This window comes from Bacilliculturomica massiliensis (assembly GCF_900605495.1).
GTDB classification, from domain to species: domain Bacteria; phylum Bacillota; class Clostridia; order Peptostreptococcales; family Anaerovoracaceae; genus Bacilliculturomica; species Bacilliculturomica massiliensis.
In genome coordinates this window covers 30,234-47,157 of the sequence record NZ_LR027596.1, presented here as the reverse complement: position 1 = coordinate 47,157, position 16,924 = coordinate 30,234, and the positions used below count along the sequence as shown (strand labels likewise).

The following is a 16,924-nucleotide window of genomic DNA, read 5'->3' as shown; positions in this document are numbered from 1 at the left end:
AGATGATCCATTTTTTCTTTTTGCTATCTATCAACACCCAAAAAAGAAAAAAACAGATGAAGTGACGGACGTTTCAATTGTATATTTTGTCGATTTCTGGCGTTTTTTTCTTTTTGGAAGAGTTTTAGTGTCAAACAAGGAAAAATGATTTCTATATTTTTCATAAAAAACATATTTGACCCATTTATTTTTCGTTTTCGCGCCACATTTGCCGGCAAAAAGAAAAAATCCAGAAAACGACCCACACGCTTTCCTTTTCGGCAGACAGCGGTCACTACCCTACCCAAATCTCAGTTTTCAAGAGCTGCCTGACCACAAATCAGAACAGTTCTCGCGTTGACCTCAGCAGTTTGACTGCGGGGCCGGCGGACACCCATAGCAGTTTACTCGTTTCCGGCAGCGCTTTCTTTAATAAAAACAAAGGTGTCTTCTCCGGAAAAGGATTCCGAAAAACGATAGCCCAAGCGGTCGAATTTTCTGATCTGCCCGACTTCCTCCAATTGATTTTCCGCCATATAACGGACCATCTCGCCGCGGGCCATTTTCACATAGACCCCTTTTTCTTTCACCTTTCCATTTACAAGCTCGCCGAATACCGGCGTGATGAAACGAACCTGTTTCGGAAGCCAGGGGCGGACCGCCTTCGCGTATTCTTCCGAGGCCAGATTGAGAATACATTGATCTCCGCCGCGGCCGCCGGCGTCTTCGCCTTCCTGCAGCAGGCTTTGCGCGATATCGCCTTTCCAGAAATCGTATAGACTGCTGCAGAAATCCGTTTTCAGTCCGGCCTGCATTTCCAGGCGGTAGGGCGTAACGCCGTCAAAGGGACGGAGAACGCCGTAGAAGCCGGAAAGAATCCGCAGGTGTTTTTCCGCATAGTCAAATGCGTTTTCCGTAAAGACAGCAGGCGCCATGTACTGGTACTGGATGCCCTCGTAGGCCAAAATGGCTGGTGTAAGGCGGTTTTGCAGGTCCATGTCGGCGAAACGCTCGTAGTTCAGCCGCGCGATCTGGTCGTTGCAGCGGAGCAGTTTTTTCAGGTCCTCGTAAGAAAGTCCCCGCAGATAGTCTCTGAGCATCTCGGCGCGGGACAGAAATTCCGGCAGATGTCTGTGGGGCAAGTCGTCGGTGTTTTGATTCATTTTCTTTGCGGGAGATATGATGATCTTCATTTCAGAAGGTTTCCTTTCTGTGATCTTATATGTTGGCAGGCGCGCTGGCGCTGCTGGGCTGCCGCAGCCGGCTGGGCTGCCGCCGGCCGTCAATGACATCATAACACAATTGAAACTGGGGAGGTACTTCCGGCGGCAATTTTTCTCTCTTTTGTTCAACTGTCAGTCCGGCGCTTTGTTGACGCAGGTCTTTGGGAGGCATCCGTGCAATACAGTCGTGACGGTTCTGCGCCGTTGACAGGGACCATATTTGCGAATAAAATGAAAACAAATCGTGAGCCGCAGGGGCTTTTAAAGGAAACAGGCATGGAGGTTCTGTATGAAATTTATATGGTATGAAAAGGACGGCGTGAAGCAGGCGGGAATTTTGAGCGGCGACGGTACGCGGGCTGCGGCGGTCTCCGCTGTTCTGGGCGGAAAGCAGTTTGGAGATATGATCTCTCTGATACGGGAGATATCAGACGGTGAGCTGAAACTGCTCGGGGAGGCCGCGGCGGATCCCCAAAAAGCGGCGGTGTTTTTCCCGGTGAGCGAGATACGCATACTGGCGCCCATCGAGCGTCCCATACACGATGTTATCTGCGTGGGGGTCAATTACAGGGATCATCTGGAGGAATCCAGGGCGTCTTCCATTCAATTTAAGGAAGCGCCGAAAAAGCCGGTATATTTTGGGAAGCGTGCGCTGCGCATACTTGGCTCTGGCGAGAAAATCCAGGCCAGACCGGATATTGACGAGGAGCTGGACTACGAGGTGGAGCTGGCCGTGATCATCGGAAAGACAGGTCGGGATATTCCCAGGGAAAAGGCGGAGGAATATATCTTCGGCTACTCTGTGTTCAACGATCTCTCTTCCCGTTCGCTTCAGAGAAGTCATGTGCAGTGGTTCAGAGGCAAGAGTCTGGATACCTGCACGGCCATGGGACCAGCGATCCTGCACAAGAGCGCGCTGCCCTTTCCAGTGGAAGTGGATGTGATCAGCCGAGTGAACGGGGAAGAAAGGCAGCATTCCAACACCAGACTGTTTCTGACGGACATACCGTCGCTGATCGCGGATCTCTCGGCGGGCATGACGTTGGAAGCAGGGGACATCATAGCAACTGGCACGCCGGCGGGCGTGGGCATGGGCTTCAGCCCAAGGCGTTTTATGAAACGGGGGGATGAAGTGGTCTGTGAGATCCCCCAGATCGGCTGGCTTGGCACCGTCTCTTTTAAACATCTTGATGTGTATAAGAGACCAGAACACGCCGTAAAAATTGTAAAGCACCGGGGGTCCCCCGCGCGCAGGCAGACGCGGACCGGCCGAACCGTCAGACGTAGCCAAGGCGCGCCGCAGGGCATGCCGCCAGTCGCGCAGGCAGACGCGGACCGGCCGAACCATCAGACATAGGCTGGGCGCGCCGCCGAACATGGGTCTGCCGAATCATCGACGTAGGCCGGGTGCAATAGCGGGCATACCGCTGGGCGCGGAGCGCAAACGTGAGGGAGAGCAGAGATGAGCAGAGAAGAAATGGTATTTGAGATAGGTCCCATCCGGCCTCCCAGCGAGGCGGGCAGCCTGCTTCTGCGGGTGACCCAGGGCTGCACGTGGAACAAGTGTAAATTCTGCGACGTCTACAGGAGCACGCCGTTTCGGGCGTATTCCGCCCAGGAGGTCAAACGGTCTGTGGATATGATAGCGGCGTACCGGCAGCGGATCCTGGAATTGGGCGCGCGGACGGCGGAAGGAAGAGACACAGTCGGCAAAGGCACGGCCGGAAGAAACGCCGCCGACAAAGATGCGGCCGGCAGCGACGCAGCAGGCGAAGATGCGGCTGGCAGCGGCACAGCCGACAAAGACGCGGCCGGAAGGGGTACAGCCTGCAAAGACACGGCCGGCAAAGGTATGGCCGGCAAAGATACGGCGGACGGGGAAGCGAGCGGGGAAGGGACACCGCTGCCGGTACCGGATCACCGGGCGGCGATGGCGGACATGAGAACGCTGGGACCGGAGGAACAGAATTGTTACTTTATGGTCTACAATTGGCTGCGCAGCGGCGGCGATACGGTTTTTCTGCAGGATGGAAACACCGTGGTCCTGTCCTCGGGCCGTCTGGCGGACGTGCTGCGCTACCTGAAAGAAAAAATTCCGGGCATCCGGCGCATTACCTCTTACGGTCGGGCGGAGAGTCTGGCCCGTGTGCCGGCGGAGCAGCTGAAGGAACTGGCTGAGGCGGGGCTCGACCGCATCCATTCCGGTTTCGAGTCGGGTTCTGACGCGGTTCTGGCTCTGATCAACAAGGGAGCCACGGCGGAGCAGGAGATCACGGCGGGGAGAAAGATCAGGGAGGCCGGGATCGAGCTGTCCGTCTATTTTATGCCCGGCGTGGGAGGCAGAGCGCTGTCCGCGGAGAACGCCCGGGAGACGGCGAGGGTGGTCAGCGCCATAGATCCTGACTTTGTCCGGCTGCGCACCAGCGTGATCAAACCGGGGACCGGTCTGTGGACGGACGTGGAGGAAGGACGGCTGATCCCCTGTACGGACAGAGAGAAAGTCCTTGAGATCCGGGAGCTGATCGAGAGGGTTTCCGGCTGTACCGGGGTTTTGAAAAGCGATCACATCATCAATCTGCTGCCCGCTGTGGAGGGCAGCCTCGAAAGCGGCCGGGAGCATATGCTGGCGGTCATCGACAGCTTTCTGGGGCTTCCGGAAGGCGAGCAGCGTCGTTTTCAGCTGGCCCGCAGGGCCAATCTGGTCGAGACGATGGAAGACATGATGTTTCTGGACAGGGAAATGGATCAGAAGATCGACCAGGTCTGCAGGCGGGTAAGGGACCCCGAAAGCTGGGAGGAACTGATGAACGGGTATTTGCGGCACTATATATAGGAGACCGCGATAGGAGACCATGGGACGGACAGGCCACAGAGATGGGGAAAAGGACCGGACCGGCAGTTGAAAAGCTGCCGGTCCGGCCTTTTTTTTGCCTGCCGCAGGCAGGGACGAGCGGGCCGCCGGCGGTTTTAAAGGGAGCTGGACAAAAAGGGAAAGAGAGACAAACGTAAATTATTAAATTATTCGGAAATGTATTGACTAAGACTAAAATGTATTATATAGTTCAATTAAGAAGTAAAAAATACATTTGAGACGACGGCACAAAACCCGCGCTGTATCTGCGGGAAGAAAGGAGGGGGATGGACTGTGAAGCTGGCTCGGAAGGGGTACTACGACCGAATGCTGGAAGACGTCCGGCTTCCGCGTATGATCGGGGTCAGACTCGCCTACGATCCGCACTGCGTCATGGATGTGGAGGCGGAAGCAAGAGCTCAGCTGGAGGGCTGCGGCTGTCTGGAACGGGTGAGCGGAAAAACCGTGGCGCTGGGAGTGGGAAGCAGAGGGATACGGAATCTTCCTCTGCTGGTGCGGACCACCGTCGGCGTTCTGCGGGCTCACGGGGCGGATGTCTTTATCGTCCCTGCCATGGGAAGCCACGGAGGAGCCGACGCCGAAGGGCAGGCCAGTCTCCTTCGCCATCTGGGCGTGACCCCTGAGGCGGTGGGAGCGGAGATCCGCTCCGACATGGAGCCAGTAGTGATCGGCGAGACCGGGGACGGCGTGCCCGTGTATTTTGACGCCAACGCGGCTGGGGCAGACTACACTGTCACTATAGCGAGGATAAAGCCGCACACCACGTTTCGGGGATCGTACGAGAGCGGCATGGTAAAGATGAACGTGATCGGTCTGGGAAAGCAGCGGGGCGCGGATTTCTGCCACATCCGGGGGATGGCCAATATGCCGGACAATCTGCTGAAGATCGGCAGGGTCTCGCTGGAAAGATCCAATCTGCTGCTGTCTCTTGCAGTGGTGGAAAACGCTTACGACCAGACGTATCTGATCCGGGCCGTATCAAAAGAACGCATTCTGGAGGAAGAGCCGGGACTGCTGGAAACGGCCGGAAGGCTGATGCCCCGCATCCCTTTTCGGGAGCTGGACATGCTGGTGGTGGACGAGATCGGCAAGAACATCACGGGGACGGGGATGGATCCCAATATCATTCAGCGCTTTTCTTCAGAGCATATGCCGGCGGATCCCTTTATCAAGAGACTGGTCATTCTACGCATGACCGACGCCACGGACGGAAACGCGGCGGGGGCCGGATTTGCGGATATCGCCTCGATGCAGGTATATGAAAAGATGGAAATGGAGAAGACTTATCCCAATTCGCTGACCGCCCGTACGACCATACCCAGCAAGATGCCTATTTTCATGGAAAATGACCTCACGGCGCTGAAGGCGGGGATCAAGACGGCGCCGGACGTGGATTATGAACGCATGCGGATCGTGCGTATCCGAAATACGCTGTGCATGGACCGCATGGAACTGTCCGAGGCCCTGGCCGCTGAGGCGCGGGAACTGCCCAACGTTGAGCTGGCCACGGAGCCGTACAGCCTGCCCTTTGACAGGGAGACGGGGAACCTGCCCGCAAGCGGGTTTTTATATGAAGCATTCTGATCAGAATGCGTGTATTTGATGAGGAGGTAAAACAATGAAGAAGATTCTTGGAGTGGCACTGTCGCTTATCATGGTTCTGGCGCTGGTCACAGGCTGCGGCGGAGACAGCGGTTCGGGCGGTTCCGGCGGAACGCAGAAGGTGGATTTCCCCACGAAGGAGATCAAGGTGATCGTCCCCTGGAACGCAGGCGGAGGAAACGACGTGGCGGCGCGTGAACTGCAGCCGATCTTTAAAGACATGTTCGGCGTGGATCTGGTCATCGAGAATGTGGCCGGCGGATCCAGCGCGGTGGGACTGACTCAGGCGATCAACTCTGAGGCAGACGGCTACACTTTGGGATTTATGACCAGTACATATCTGGGCCTGGCTGCTCAGGGCACTGTATCCGACGCGCTGAGCGATGATTTTGAGAACATCTGTCTGGTCATGGAAGATCCTATCGCGGTGGTCTGCAAAACGGGCAGATACGAGACCATGGAGGACTTTGTGAACGACGCTGCCGGCAGACCCGGCAAGGCTGTGGTAGCCATGTCCAATACCTTCGGTACGGCGCCGGTCTACTGCACGATCCTCAACGAATTAACGGGCATGGACTCCAAACTTGTCTGCTATGACAGCGGCTCCCGCTGCGTGACGGAGGTGCTGGGCGGACACGTGGAAGTGGCGTGCAGCAACTACACGGATTTTGCGGATCAGGTCGCCGCAGGCGAGATGAAGGTCCTGGCGCTGATGACCCAGGAGCGTTCTAAAGTCCTGCCCGATGTTCCTACTATCCAGGAGTGCGGATACGACGTATTTTCGCTGGGATATATCCGTCAGATGAGCTTCATGATAGCGCCCAAGGGGCTGGATCCTGCGGTGAAAGATATCCTCTGCGACATGTTCCAGCAGGCTTGTCAGAGCGAAGAATACCAGGAATTTGCCACTTCGAGAAGCTTTACTTCCTCGGGAGCCACCGGCGAAGATCTGGACGGCATCGTCACGGAGGTCTATGACGGCCTGAAAGAAGCATACGATTCCTATTTCGCTGGGAAATAGCCGGCGGGACAGGGTTCTCCTCTTAGCGGGAGCGCCGCAAAAACAAATCGCTGAAACAGCTCCGGGGCGTCCCGGATTTTCAGTCAACAGTTATTTTGCGGCGCTCCTTTTCAATGAGACTGCCCGCAGGCGCCATGGGGCGAGAACGGCGGAGCGGGGAAAGGAGCGTACACGATGAAGGACAAGACGGCGCGTGTATACGAGCTGATCGCATGCGTCATTTTGGGGGCGTACAGTGCGGTGATGATTCTCTATGCACGGAGCAATCCCTCGACGATCAAGGTCACCGGCATGGATTCCTACACTTTTCCTGTGATCATCTATTCCATAATGTTGCTTGTGAGCATTATTTTGCTTGTGAAAAATATAATGCTGTCTTTGAAAATGAAGAAAGAATTCCTTAAAATGTCAGATGGAGAAGAAGCGATGCTGAGCGAGGAAGAGAGAAACAGATTCCACTTTCAGGGGCTGGACCGCCGCGTGGTCATCACCATCGGTCTGATTATCCTGTACGCGGCGCTCTGGAATGTGATCGGTTTCACGCTGTCCTCTGTTCTTTTCATCATGGCGGAGGCGAAGGTTCTTCGCAGACAGACCTCCTGGAAGGCCTGCGCCGCTGTGACGGCAGGCGCGGTCTTCATCGTTCACATGATCTTTGTGGAATTGTTCTCGATCAATCTGCCGGAAACATTTTTGAAGGGCATTTTATAAGAAGGGAGAGGTGCACCCGACATGACTGATTTTTCTGTTGTATTTGCCGCGGCGGCGGATGTGGTCACTGACCCTTCCACACTGCTGGTCATTCTGGCCGGAACCTGCATGGGGCTCATTTTCGGGTCTCTGCCGGGGCTGACCGCAACCATGGGAGTGGCCCTGCTCATTCCCATTACCTACAATATGGAACCGGTGCAGGCTATAGGAATGATGCTGGGCTGCTACGTAGGCGGGATCGCCGGAGGGGCGATCCCCGCGATCCTGCTGAACATTCCGGGTACGCCGGACGCCTGCGTCACGACCATGGACGGCCATCCCCTGGCCATGCAGGGCATGGGGGCAAAGGCCCTGGGCTGGGCGGCGTTTTCCTCCGGGATCGGCACGTTTTTCAGCTGGATGATCCTGGTGCTGGCGGCGCCGCTGCTGGCCAGCGCCTGCATCAAGTTCGGATCGCCGGAATACTGCGCCCTGGCGTTTTTCGGATTGTCGATCATTATCGCCGTATCAGGAAAATCCATTTTGAAGGGCCTGCTGGCCGGACTGCTGGGGATCGGGATCTCGTTTATCGGCATCGATCCCATCTGGGGCAATATGCGGTTTACATTCAGCAATGTGAATCTGCTGAGCGGCATCAGTCTCATGCCGGCGCTGATCGGATTTTATTCCATTCCGCAGATCCTAAACGGATGCCTGGGACAGAGCGTCAAGGTGGATGGAGGAAGGATACGCCTGCGCGATTTCGTGCCGTCCCCCCGGCAGCTGTGGCGGGAGAAATTTACGATCATTCGTTCCTCGGTCATCGGAACTGTCATCGGAGCGATCCCGGCCACGGGAGGAAATATCGCCGCCTACATCGCCTACGACCAGTCTAAAAAATGGTCTAAGGACCCGGAGAGCTTTGGAAAGGGCAATGTCCGCGGGGTGATCTCGGCGGAGGCCGCCAACAACGGCGTGTGCGGCGGCGCTATGATACCGCTGACCACGCTGGGTATACCGGGCGACAGTGTGACGGCTATGCTGCTGGGCGGATTGATCATCCACGGTCTGCAGCCGGGGCCCCTGCTCTTTGCGGAAAACCCCGGCGTGGTATACGGTCTGTTTACCACGCTGCTGATGGCCACGCTGTTCATGGTACTGCTTCAGATGTTCGGTATCCGGATCTTCATCCGCATCCTGAGCGTTCCGATCAATTTCCTCAGCGCTATGCTGGTAGTTCTCTCTCTGGTGGGCTCTTATGCGCTGAACAACAACTTTTTTGACGTGATCGTGGCGCTGGTGCTGGGATTGGTGGGCTTTATCATGAGCAAGGCCGATTTTCCCATGGCTCCGGCGGTGCTGGGCCTGGTGCTGGGCGCTAAATTTGAGAGTGAATTCCGCCGGTCGCTGCAGGTGGGCGGGGACGACATCAGGATATTCCTGGAACATCCCATTGCCATGGCGCTCATAGCGGTGGCGGTAGGCATGATGATCTTCTCTGTCATCTCCCACAGACGCAGTCAGAAAAAGGAGGCGGAGAGGGAGGATGCTCTGGAGAAGGAAGGCGGACTCGGTGTGAAATGAAGATAGGAAAGGTGAGCGCGCCATCGGTGCGGAGACGAGGACAGGATTATGGAGAGACTGGAAGAAAAAATGAAAAATGAGACGACGGCAAAGAAAAAGATCCGCAACACGGACCGGCTGTTATGGGCAGGCGACACGGGATCAAAGGGCATCGTGCTGGATATTACGGAGAAGGTACTGCAGAGACTGGACGCGGGAACGCGGATAAAAAGCATCATGAGCCTTGAGGGGGCGACGCTTCGGATCGGAAAGAAGAGCTGGGATCTGAACCGGAAGCGGAACGTTTATCTCATCGCGGCGGGGAAGGCGGCCAACGCGATGGCCATGGCAGTGGATGAGATCCTGGGAGACCGGCTGACCAGAGGCTTTGCCGTGGTAAAGATCGCGGAGCCGGAGGACGTTTACAGAAATACAGAGGTCTTTGTGGGCGGCCATCCTATCCCCAACGAGGAAGGGCTGCGGGCCTGCGGGATCATTCTGGACACCGTGGATAGAGCGGGACCGGAGGATCTGTTTATCACCCTGATGAGCGGCGGAAGTTCCGCCCTTCTGAGCTGTCCGATCTCCGGCATCACGCTGGAGGATGAGAAGAAGACCACGGATATTATGCTGAAATCCGGGGCGGGGATCATGGAGATCAACGCCATACGCCGTCATATTTCCCAGATGAACGGGGGAAATCTGGCAAAGCGCATCCGCGCGGCGGGGGCGGAGATGATCGGATTTTCCATCTTTGACGTGGTAGGCTACGAGAAAACGGGAGACATCGGCGTGCCTTATCCGAATCTCACAGGAACGCCCATAGGAGCGGACGATACCACGCTGGAGGACGCCAGACGCGTGATACGGGATTATAATGTGGCGGACCGGCTGCCCAAAAGCGTGGTGGATTATCTGATGAACTGCGGGCCGGAGGGGGAGACCGTGAAGGCATTCCCGGAGTTTACGTATTTTGCGCTCAATTCTCTTCCGGATTCCTGCTGTTACGCAAAAGAGGCCGCGGAGGAGATGGGTCTGCGGGCGGTGATCCTTACCTCGTTTCTGGAGGGGGAAAGCCGGGACGCGGGAACCATGTTTGCGTCCATTGCCAGGGAGATCCAGACCTACGGCAATCCGGTCCCGCCGCCCTGCGTGATCATCAGCGCCGGGGAGACGACCACGAAGATCGGTCCGGAGAGCACGGTGAGCGGACACGGGGGGCCGGGTCAGGAATTGACCGCAGCCTTCGCCATCGCCGCGGAGAAGGCTCCCGGAGCCTGCATGCTTTCCATCGACAGCGAGGGAACCGACGGCACCTCGCCGGCCGCGGGAGGCATTACAGATTCCACGTCTTACAGGCGTGCACGGGAGAAGGGGATCGATCTCCATGAGGCCCTGAGGACCCATGGGTGTTACGAAGCCCTTTCATCCATCGACGGGGCGGTGCTCACGGGGAATACGGGCACAAATGTGTGTGATTTTAATTTGATGTATGTTCCGGAGATCCGGCGGGAAAAAGGAGAGCAGAATGAATGATGAATGGAAATAAGATCAAGAGCGTCCACGCTCGGCAGATCTTCGACAGCAAATGCCGGCCGATCATAGAAGTGGACGTGACGACAGAGAACGGAAAACTGGGCCGGGGATCGGCCTCCACAGGCACCTCTGTGGGAATGTATGAGGCGAAGATATTGACCGACGGCGACCCGTCGCGCTTTTCAGGGAAAAGCGTTTACAAGGCCATCGACAATGTAAATAATATCATCGGACCCGCCATCCGCGGCATGGATATTTACGATCAGGAGGCCATCGACCTGAGGATGATCGGGCTGGATGGGACGCCGCAGAAAGAAAAGCTGGGCGGAAACGCCGTCTATGCCGTCTCCACCGCCTGTGTCAGGGCGGCGGCGGAGACGGAGGGAATGCCGCTGTACCGCTATCTGGCGGGCGGCAGTCTCAGGACGCTTCCCATTCCCACGTTCAACAGCATCAACGGCGGAAAGTACGGCGATTTCTGGATGGGAGTTCAGGAGTTCACCTTCTGTCCTTACCGGGCGGAAAGTATGGAGGAGGCGGTCGATATCGCCATGCACGTCTTTCCCATGATCGGCAGGGTGATCACCGAATACCAGAAAGGGAAGCAGGCGTTGGTGGGGCACTATTACGGCTGGCAGCCGCCCACGGAGGATCCGGCCGTCACTATGGAGCTGCTGCACGAGGCGGTAGTGCGCTGCGGGTATGAGGACAAGGTGGCTTACGCGCTGGATTTTGCCTCCAGCGAAGTCTACGACGAGGCCAGCGGCACTTATTACATGGCAGGAGACCGGCTGACGGCCGATGAAATGATCGGCCTGGCCCGCGAACTCAGCGAGCGGTATCCCTTCCTCTACATAGAGGACCTTCTGGACGAAAACGACTGGGAGGGCTATCAGCGGGCGGTCCGGGAAGTGAAACGGTCCATCATCATCGGGGACGACTTTATTGTGACCAGCGAAGACCGCCTGCGCAGAGCTTACGAGCTTCACGCCGCGGAGGGATTCATCTTCAAGCCCAATCAGGTGGGAACGATCACGGAAAGCCTGCGCACCCACCGCTTTGCGGAGGAACACGGCATGATCACCATTCCCTCCCAGCGAGGAGGCGGAGTCATCGACGATGTGGTGATGGATCTGTGCCTGGCCATGCAGGTGCCTGCAGTCAAAAACAGCGCTCCCCGGTCCGGAGAGCGGATCTACGCCTGCAATATGCTGTACCGGGCCGCCGATGAGAACCCCCAGGCAAAGCTGTACGATTTTTCCCAGATCAAGAGATTCTGACGCGAAGGAGGGATAGACATGAACAATAGTACAAAGATCAGGTCCGTTCACGCGCGGCAGGTCATGGACTGCAACTTTCGTCCTGTTCTGGAAGCGGACGTAGTGCTGGAAAACGGCGTAGTGGGCCGCGGGGCGGCGCCCACGGGCAATTCCGTGGGCATCCATGAGGCGGCCGTGCTGAGGGACAACGATCCCGCAAGATTCTGCGGGCTCAGCGTATTTCAGGCCATCGACAATGTGGATCGGGTGTTGGGACCGGCCGTCGCCGGGATGGACGTCACGGATCAGGAAGCCGTAGACCGAAGGATGATCGAGCTGGACGGCACGCCGGACAAATCGCGGCTGGGGGGCAACGCAGTCTACAGCGTTTCCATCGCCTGCGCCCAGGCGGCGGCCAGGGCGGGAAATGTAAGCCTGTACCAGTCTATAGCCGGAGGGGCTCCCGCATGCCTGCCGCTGCCTGTGGCCAACAGCATACTGGGAGGCCGGTATGGGGATCGGACCGTATGCTTTCAGGAATTTTCCTTCTGTCCCTATAAAGCGGAGAGCATGGAGGAAGCCATGGAGATCATTTTCCACGTGCACCGGGAGATCGGAGCGATCTTCACCAGAGAGCAGGGAGGCGTTCCCGCGCAGAAGGGAAACGGACACGGGTGGAAACCGCCCACAGAGGACCCGGAGGCCATCATGCAGATGATGGATGAAGCTGTCAGGAACTGTGGGTTCTCTGATAAAGTGGCGTTCGTGCTGGACATGGCTTCCAGTGAAATGTATAATAAAGAAACGAAGACATACTATATGAACGGCAGGGAACTGACTGCCGACGGGCAGATCGCATATATAAAACGGCTGACGGAAAAATACGATTTTCTGTTTATTGAAGACGTGCTGGATCAGGACGACTGGGAGGGGCACCGCAGAGCGCGCAGGGAGATCTGCCGCACAACGCTGATCGGGGACGACCTGATCGTTTCCGACCGGGAGCTGCTGCGGCGGGCCTGTGAGGAACAGGCGGCGGAAGGATTTATCTTCAAGCCCAACCAGGTGGGGACGATAACGGAGGCCATCGAGACCAGACGCTTCGCGGGAGAACACGGCATGATGACCATACCGTCTCAGCGCGGCGGCGGAACCATCTGGGATGTGGTCATCGATCTGGCGGTAGGTCTCGGTGCAGAGGCCTGCAAGAGCTGCGCTCCCCGGGGAGGGGAGAGCGTTTACGCCATGAACTGCCTGTATCGGGCGGCCGATGAGTATCCGGACGTTCCCTTTGCGGATCTGTCACGCTGGATCAGGTTTTAAGGGATCTGCCGCATATCGTCCGGCCCGGCGCGCCGGAAACACCCGCGCCGGTGAATGTTAAGGGAAAGGTAATTGCTGCAGATGCTGGTTCTCGTGAAGATCAATGAAAATTATCCGGATTTTACAAGGGGCGAAAAGAAGATCGCGGACTATATTATAAAGAATGGAAATGTGGTGGCGTTTTCCACGCTGGAGGAGGTGGCCGACAAGGCAGGAGTCAGCACCACCTCGGTGATCCGGTTTGCCCGGACTCTGGGATTCGAAGGGTACACGCAGATGCAGCAGAGCATCCAGAAGGAGCTCATGAAAAAGGTGAGTCTGCCGGAGCGGTACGAGGGAAGTTATCCGAAAATAGAGAAAGGCCACCTGTTGGATGACATTCTGACGGAGGAGATCGGCCGTCTGAATAAGACGGTGAAATACGTTTCGCCGGAAGCGCTGGATCAGGCTGTAAAGGCCGTTTCCGGCGCGCGGAGGATCTATATCCTGGGCTGCCGCGCCACATTCAGTCTGGCCTGCTACACGGCCGCCTACATGAGCCAGATCTGCGACAACGTGACGCTGGTGGGCGGCATAGGAGGCATGCATCCGGAGGAACTGGTCAACGCGGGGGAGGGGGACGTCTGCATCGCCTATATGTTTCCGCGTTACCAGAAAATAATGGTCAATTCTCTGGAGTGGCTGAAGTCCAGAAACGTCAGGACGGTGATCATATCCACGCCGTCCAACGACACCATACGGCATCTGGGCGATATTTTCCTGTTCTGCGATGTGGAGAACGGCATCATGTCCAAGGACAGCCTGATCCCTGCGATGTTCCTCTCCAACTATCTCATCACGGCGGTGATGGCGGAGGATTATGAGAACACGAAGAACAGACTGGCTCTGATGGAAGAAATATTGGAAAAAGGCTCCTATCTCAGCATTTAAGTTTCAGGCTGCCTGACCGGCCAGGGATCCGGTCCCGTGGGAAGAGTCTGGACAAGCCTGTAAGTTAAGAGCGGCGGAGACGGCTTTTCACAGGAAAGCCGTCTTTTCTTTTTTGTCCTTCGCCTGCGGGAGAGAAAAGGGAAGGTTTCTGCACGGACGGTCTTTATTTGCCCTTGCGGAATATAGCCGAACGCGATAAAATAGGGGACGCGGGCGCCGGAACATATGAACTGGAAGGACGGCCGCGTTCAGAGTTCACATCCTTAGCGGAGAACTGTCGGTCATGTGTGGGAGGTATTAGCAATGACGATACAGGAATGTTACAGATGTCTGGGCGAAGATTATGCCGGCGCGCTCGACCGGCTCGTAACGGCGGAACGCGTAGAAAAGTTTTTTAAAAGACTGTCAAAGGATCAGAATTTTTCCCTGCTGTGTCAGGCCATCGAGGAGGAGAATGCGGAAGGGGCGTTCTGCGCCGCCCATTCGCTGAAAGGACTTGCCATGTTTCTGGGACTGGAAGAACTGAGCGGCGCTGCAAGCGCGCTCACGGAGTCTCTCAGAGACGGACAGATCACACAGGAGGCGGGAGCGTTTCTGGTCGATGTGTGCGAAGCGTATGAAAAAGTGCTGAAGGTGATCGACACGTTTTACGATTAGATCTGCGGAGACGGCGGCGCTGCGGCCATGGGACCATGGGGCTGTTGGGCGGATATAAAATGAAAAAGAATCGAATACATAATAAAAATGCAGGTCATCCGAAAAGGAAAACCTGCATTTTTATGTTTGCGGCGGACGCAGGCCGCTCCACCGCGTCATGGGCGGCGCGGAGTCCTGCGCCGGAAGCCTTGATATTGCTGTTCTCCGTGAGATATGAGACCTGCACATAAAAAGATCCGCTGTCGACGCCTTCTGCGCTCTCAGCGGATCCTGATGTGGTGGGGACAGCTGGGCTCGAACCAGCGACCTCATGCTTGTGACGCATGCGCTCTAGCCAGCTGAGCTATGCCCCCGCATCACAATATCTATTGTACCATAAACAGAGAATTTGGGAAGCCCCTTTTTTATTTTTTTTCTTTCCGGGTGTCCGGAAGGCCCGGAATCGGTCATTGAAAGGGATCGACGCATTCTTCAGCGGTTTTGTCCGCCCTGAGTCCTTTGAAGACAGGGTGGCGGAGCCCTCCGTTCTCGGTGCGTTCCATATAGGACACGGTGCATACGAGATCAGGGAGCAGCCAGACGGCGCGGTCGTTTCCGCCTTTCGTTTCGGGATAGGAAGAAAAGAGCGGGCGGTCCGCCCGGGGATGCCGGGAGATAATGTTGAAATCACCGCGGGACACGCCCATGGTGACGTGTCCTTTATAGAGCATCGCTGAGCCGCGGTACTGACCGAGGACGATGCTGACGAGATGATCCTGCTTTTGAATGTAGCCGCAGACTACAAAATCGTCGTCTTTGAGATTTTTTATTTTCAGCCAGTCTTTCGTGCGCTTTCCGGGATAATACAGACTGCCTTTTCGCTTGGCCACTACGCCTTCCAGATCCTTCTGCTCCGCCAGAGAGTAGAGGGCGGTCCCATGGCCGTCGAATACCCGGGACAGGGCCAGAAGGGACGTTTCGCCGATAACGGTCCTGCGCAGAAGATCCTTGCGTTCTTCCAGGGGACGCAGGACCACAGGCTCGCCGCCAAGATACAGAATATCGTATGCGGTGAAGCAGGCGGGATGCTTGTCCGCGGCCAGTGAGATACGAAACGGATTGGACATGAGACTGCGCCGCCGGATCTCGGAGAAATCCGGCACGCCGTCCACCATTACGATGAGCTCGCCGTCCAGAATACAGCGGTCTCTTACCTGACGATGGATGGACTCCAGTTCGGGCAGCTTGGAAAGCATCCGCACATCGCGCTTGTTGATCAGTTCCACGTCTCCTTTTGGGTCGAGATAGGCCAGACATCGTTCGCCGTCCAGCTTCAGCTCGAAGAGGTAATCCGGGTCGTCGAAAGGCTTGCTCTCTGCGCCGATGAGCATGGGCTGCGCTCCTCTGCTGTCAAAGAGATCCATCTAGGAACTCTTCTTTCTGGGAGCGCGCTTTTTTTTCGGAGTCTCCCCCGCGCTGTCTCCGCTTTGTTCGATGCTGCGCTGAAGGGCCTCCATCAGATCGATGACGTTGCCTCCGGACTCGGGCTGGGAAGCGACGATGTTTTTGCCGTTGATCTTGTCCTGTATGAGCTGTTTCAGCCGCACCTGATATTCGTCGTGATACAGAGAAGGATCAAAGGGATGGACCATGCTGCCGATAAGCGTTTTCGCCATGGTGAGCTCCGTCTCGTTCAGCTCCGGTCTGCTGTAAGGTTTGGGGATGTCTTTGATCTCATCCTGGAAAAACATCTTCTCGATAAGGACCCCCTCTTCGGTGGGAATGACGCACAGCAGCGTTTCACCGTTGCCCATGACGGTTTTGGCCACGGCGATCTTTCCCTCTTCCATCATGGAACGGCGCAGAAGCTCAAAGGCTTTTTCGCCGCCGGCTTCCGGCACCGCGTGGTACGTTTTGTCATAGTAGATGGGCCGGATGGACGTCAGATCCGTAAAATGAAGGATCTGAATGGTCTTGTCTTTTTCCGTTTTGATCTTTTCCAGATCTTCGTCGGTGACGATCACGTACTTGTCTTTATCGTACTCAAAGCCTCTGATGATATCGCCGCTGTTCACTTCCTTGCCGCAGGAAGCGCAGATCTTTTTATAGCGTACCCGGCTGTTGTCCTCTTTACAGAGCTGGTTGAAATGGATGTCGTTATCCTGCGTGGCCGTGTGAAGGGCTACGGGGATGTGGACCAGTCCAAATGATATCGCACCTTTGTGGGTGGCTGCCATGTGATCACCTCGCCGTCAAATATTTGTCCGGCCCGCGGATCGGGCCGTCTGTC

At 56.5% G+C, this 16,924-nt stretch carries 14 protein-coding genes and 1 tRNA gene; 11 read left to right on the top strand and 4 right to left on the bottom strand.

Annotated features, from left to right (window positions below; genetic code table 11):
• Positions 1-383 precede the first annotated feature (383 nt).
• A complete protein-coding gene (yaaA, locus tag E0E37_RS01405) occupies positions 384-1,172 on the bottom strand; it encodes a peroxide stress protein YaaA (protein WP_130861190.1) in 789 nt (262 codons plus the stop codon).
• Between the two features lie 319 nt (positions 1,173-1,491).
• On the opposite strand from yaaA, the gene E0E37_RS01400 reads away from it, so the two are divergent.
• The 11 genes from E0E37_RS01400 to E0E37_RS01350 all read left to right on the top strand — a co-directional run bounded on the left by E0E37_RS01400 (position 1,492) and on the right by E0E37_RS01350 (position 14,655).
• Positions 1,492-2,559: a fumarylacetoacetate hydrolase family protein gene (locus E0E37_RS01400; RefSeq protein WP_130861189.1), complete on the top strand. Its 1,068-nt coding sequence runs from the start codon at positions 1,492-1,494 to the stop codon at positions 2,557-2,559.
• Between the two features lie 105 nt (positions 2,560-2,664).
• Entirely contained in the window at positions 2,665-4,035 is a 1,371-nt protein-coding gene (locus E0E37_RS01395; RefSeq protein WP_130861188.1) for a radical SAM protein, read from the top strand.
• A 312-nt stretch (positions 4,036-4,347) separates the two neighbouring features.
• On the top strand, positions 4,348-5,658 hold the full coding sequence (locus tag E0E37_RS01390; RefSeq protein WP_130861187.1) for a nickel pincer cofactor-dependent isomerase, group 22: 1,311 nt from the start codon (positions 4,348-4,350) through the stop codon (positions 5,656-5,658).
• 34 nt (positions 5,659-5,692) lie between these two features.
• Positions 5,693-6,697 carry a tripartite tricarboxylate transporter substrate binding protein gene (locus tag E0E37_RS01385; RefSeq protein WP_130861186.1) on the top strand — a complete coding sequence of 335 codons (1,005 nt, stop codon included), beginning with the start codon at positions 5,693-5,695 and terminating at the stop codon, positions 6,695-6,697.
• Between the two features lie 174 nt (positions 6,698-6,871).
• Positions 6,872-7,408 carry a tripartite tricarboxylate transporter TctB family protein gene (locus E0E37_RS01380; RefSeq protein ID WP_130861185.1) on the top strand — a complete coding sequence of 179 codons (537 nt, stop codon included), beginning with the start codon at positions 6,872-6,874 and terminating at the stop codon, positions 7,406-7,408.
• 21 nt (positions 7,409-7,429) lie between these two features.
• Positions 7,430-8,971, top strand: coding sequence for a tripartite tricarboxylate transporter permease (locus E0E37_RS01375; RefSeq protein ID WP_130861184.1), 1,542 nt, complete (start codon positions 7,430-7,432; stop codon positions 8,969-8,971).
• A 48-nt stretch (positions 8,972-9,019) separates the two neighbouring features.
• Complete coding sequence (locus E0E37_RS01370; protein ID WP_246019598.1) at positions 9,020-10,486, top strand: glycerate kinase type-2 family protein; 1,467 nt, start codon at positions 9,020-9,022, stop codon at positions 10,484-10,486.
• On the top strand, positions 10,483-11,766 hold the full coding sequence (gene eno / locus E0E37_RS01365) for a phosphopyruvate hydratase (RefSeq protein WP_246019597.1): 1,284 nt from the start codon (positions 10,483-10,485) through the stop codon (positions 11,764-11,766). Before E0E37_RS01370 ends, eno (E0E37_RS01365) begins: the two co-directional genes overlap by 4 nt.
• 18 nt (positions 11,767-11,784) lie before the next feature.
• Complete coding sequence (eno, locus tag E0E37_RS01360; RefSeq protein WP_130861183.1) at positions 11,785-13,068, top strand: phosphopyruvate hydratase; 1,284 nt, start codon at positions 11,785-11,787, stop codon at positions 13,066-13,068.
• An 81-nt stretch (positions 13,069-13,149) separates the two neighbouring features.
• Complete coding sequence (locus E0E37_RS01355) at positions 13,150-13,998, top strand: MurR/RpiR family transcriptional regulator (RefSeq protein ID WP_246019606.1); 849 nt, start codon at positions 13,150-13,152, stop codon at positions 13,996-13,998.
• Positions 13,999-14,301: 303 nt separating this feature from the next.
• Positions 14,302-14,655, top strand: coding sequence for an Hpt domain-containing protein (locus E0E37_RS01350; protein WP_130861181.1), 354 nt, complete (start codon positions 14,302-14,304; stop codon positions 14,653-14,655).
• Positions 14,656-14,931: 276 nt separating this feature from the next.
• Here E0E37_RS01350 and E0E37_RS01345 read toward each other — a convergent pair.
• The 3 genes from E0E37_RS01345 to ku all read right to left on the bottom strand — a co-directional run bounded on the left by E0E37_RS01345 (position 14,932) and on the right by ku (position 16,871).
• A tRNA-Val gene (locus E0E37_RS01345) sits at positions 14,932-15,008 on the bottom strand.
• A 93-nt stretch (positions 15,009-15,101) separates the two neighbouring features.
• Positions 15,102-16,058 (bottom strand): ATP-dependent DNA ligase, encoded by a 957-nt coding sequence (locus E0E37_RS01340; RefSeq protein ID WP_130861180.1) that lies wholly within the window; start codon positions 16,056-16,058, stop codon positions 15,102-15,104.
• Positions 16,059-16,871, bottom strand: a complete 813-nt coding sequence (gene ku / locus E0E37_RS01335; protein WP_130861179.1) for a non-homologous end joining protein Ku — start codon at positions 16,869-16,871, stop codon at positions 16,059-16,061.
• Between the last annotated feature and the right edge of the window lie 53 nt (positions 16,872-16,924).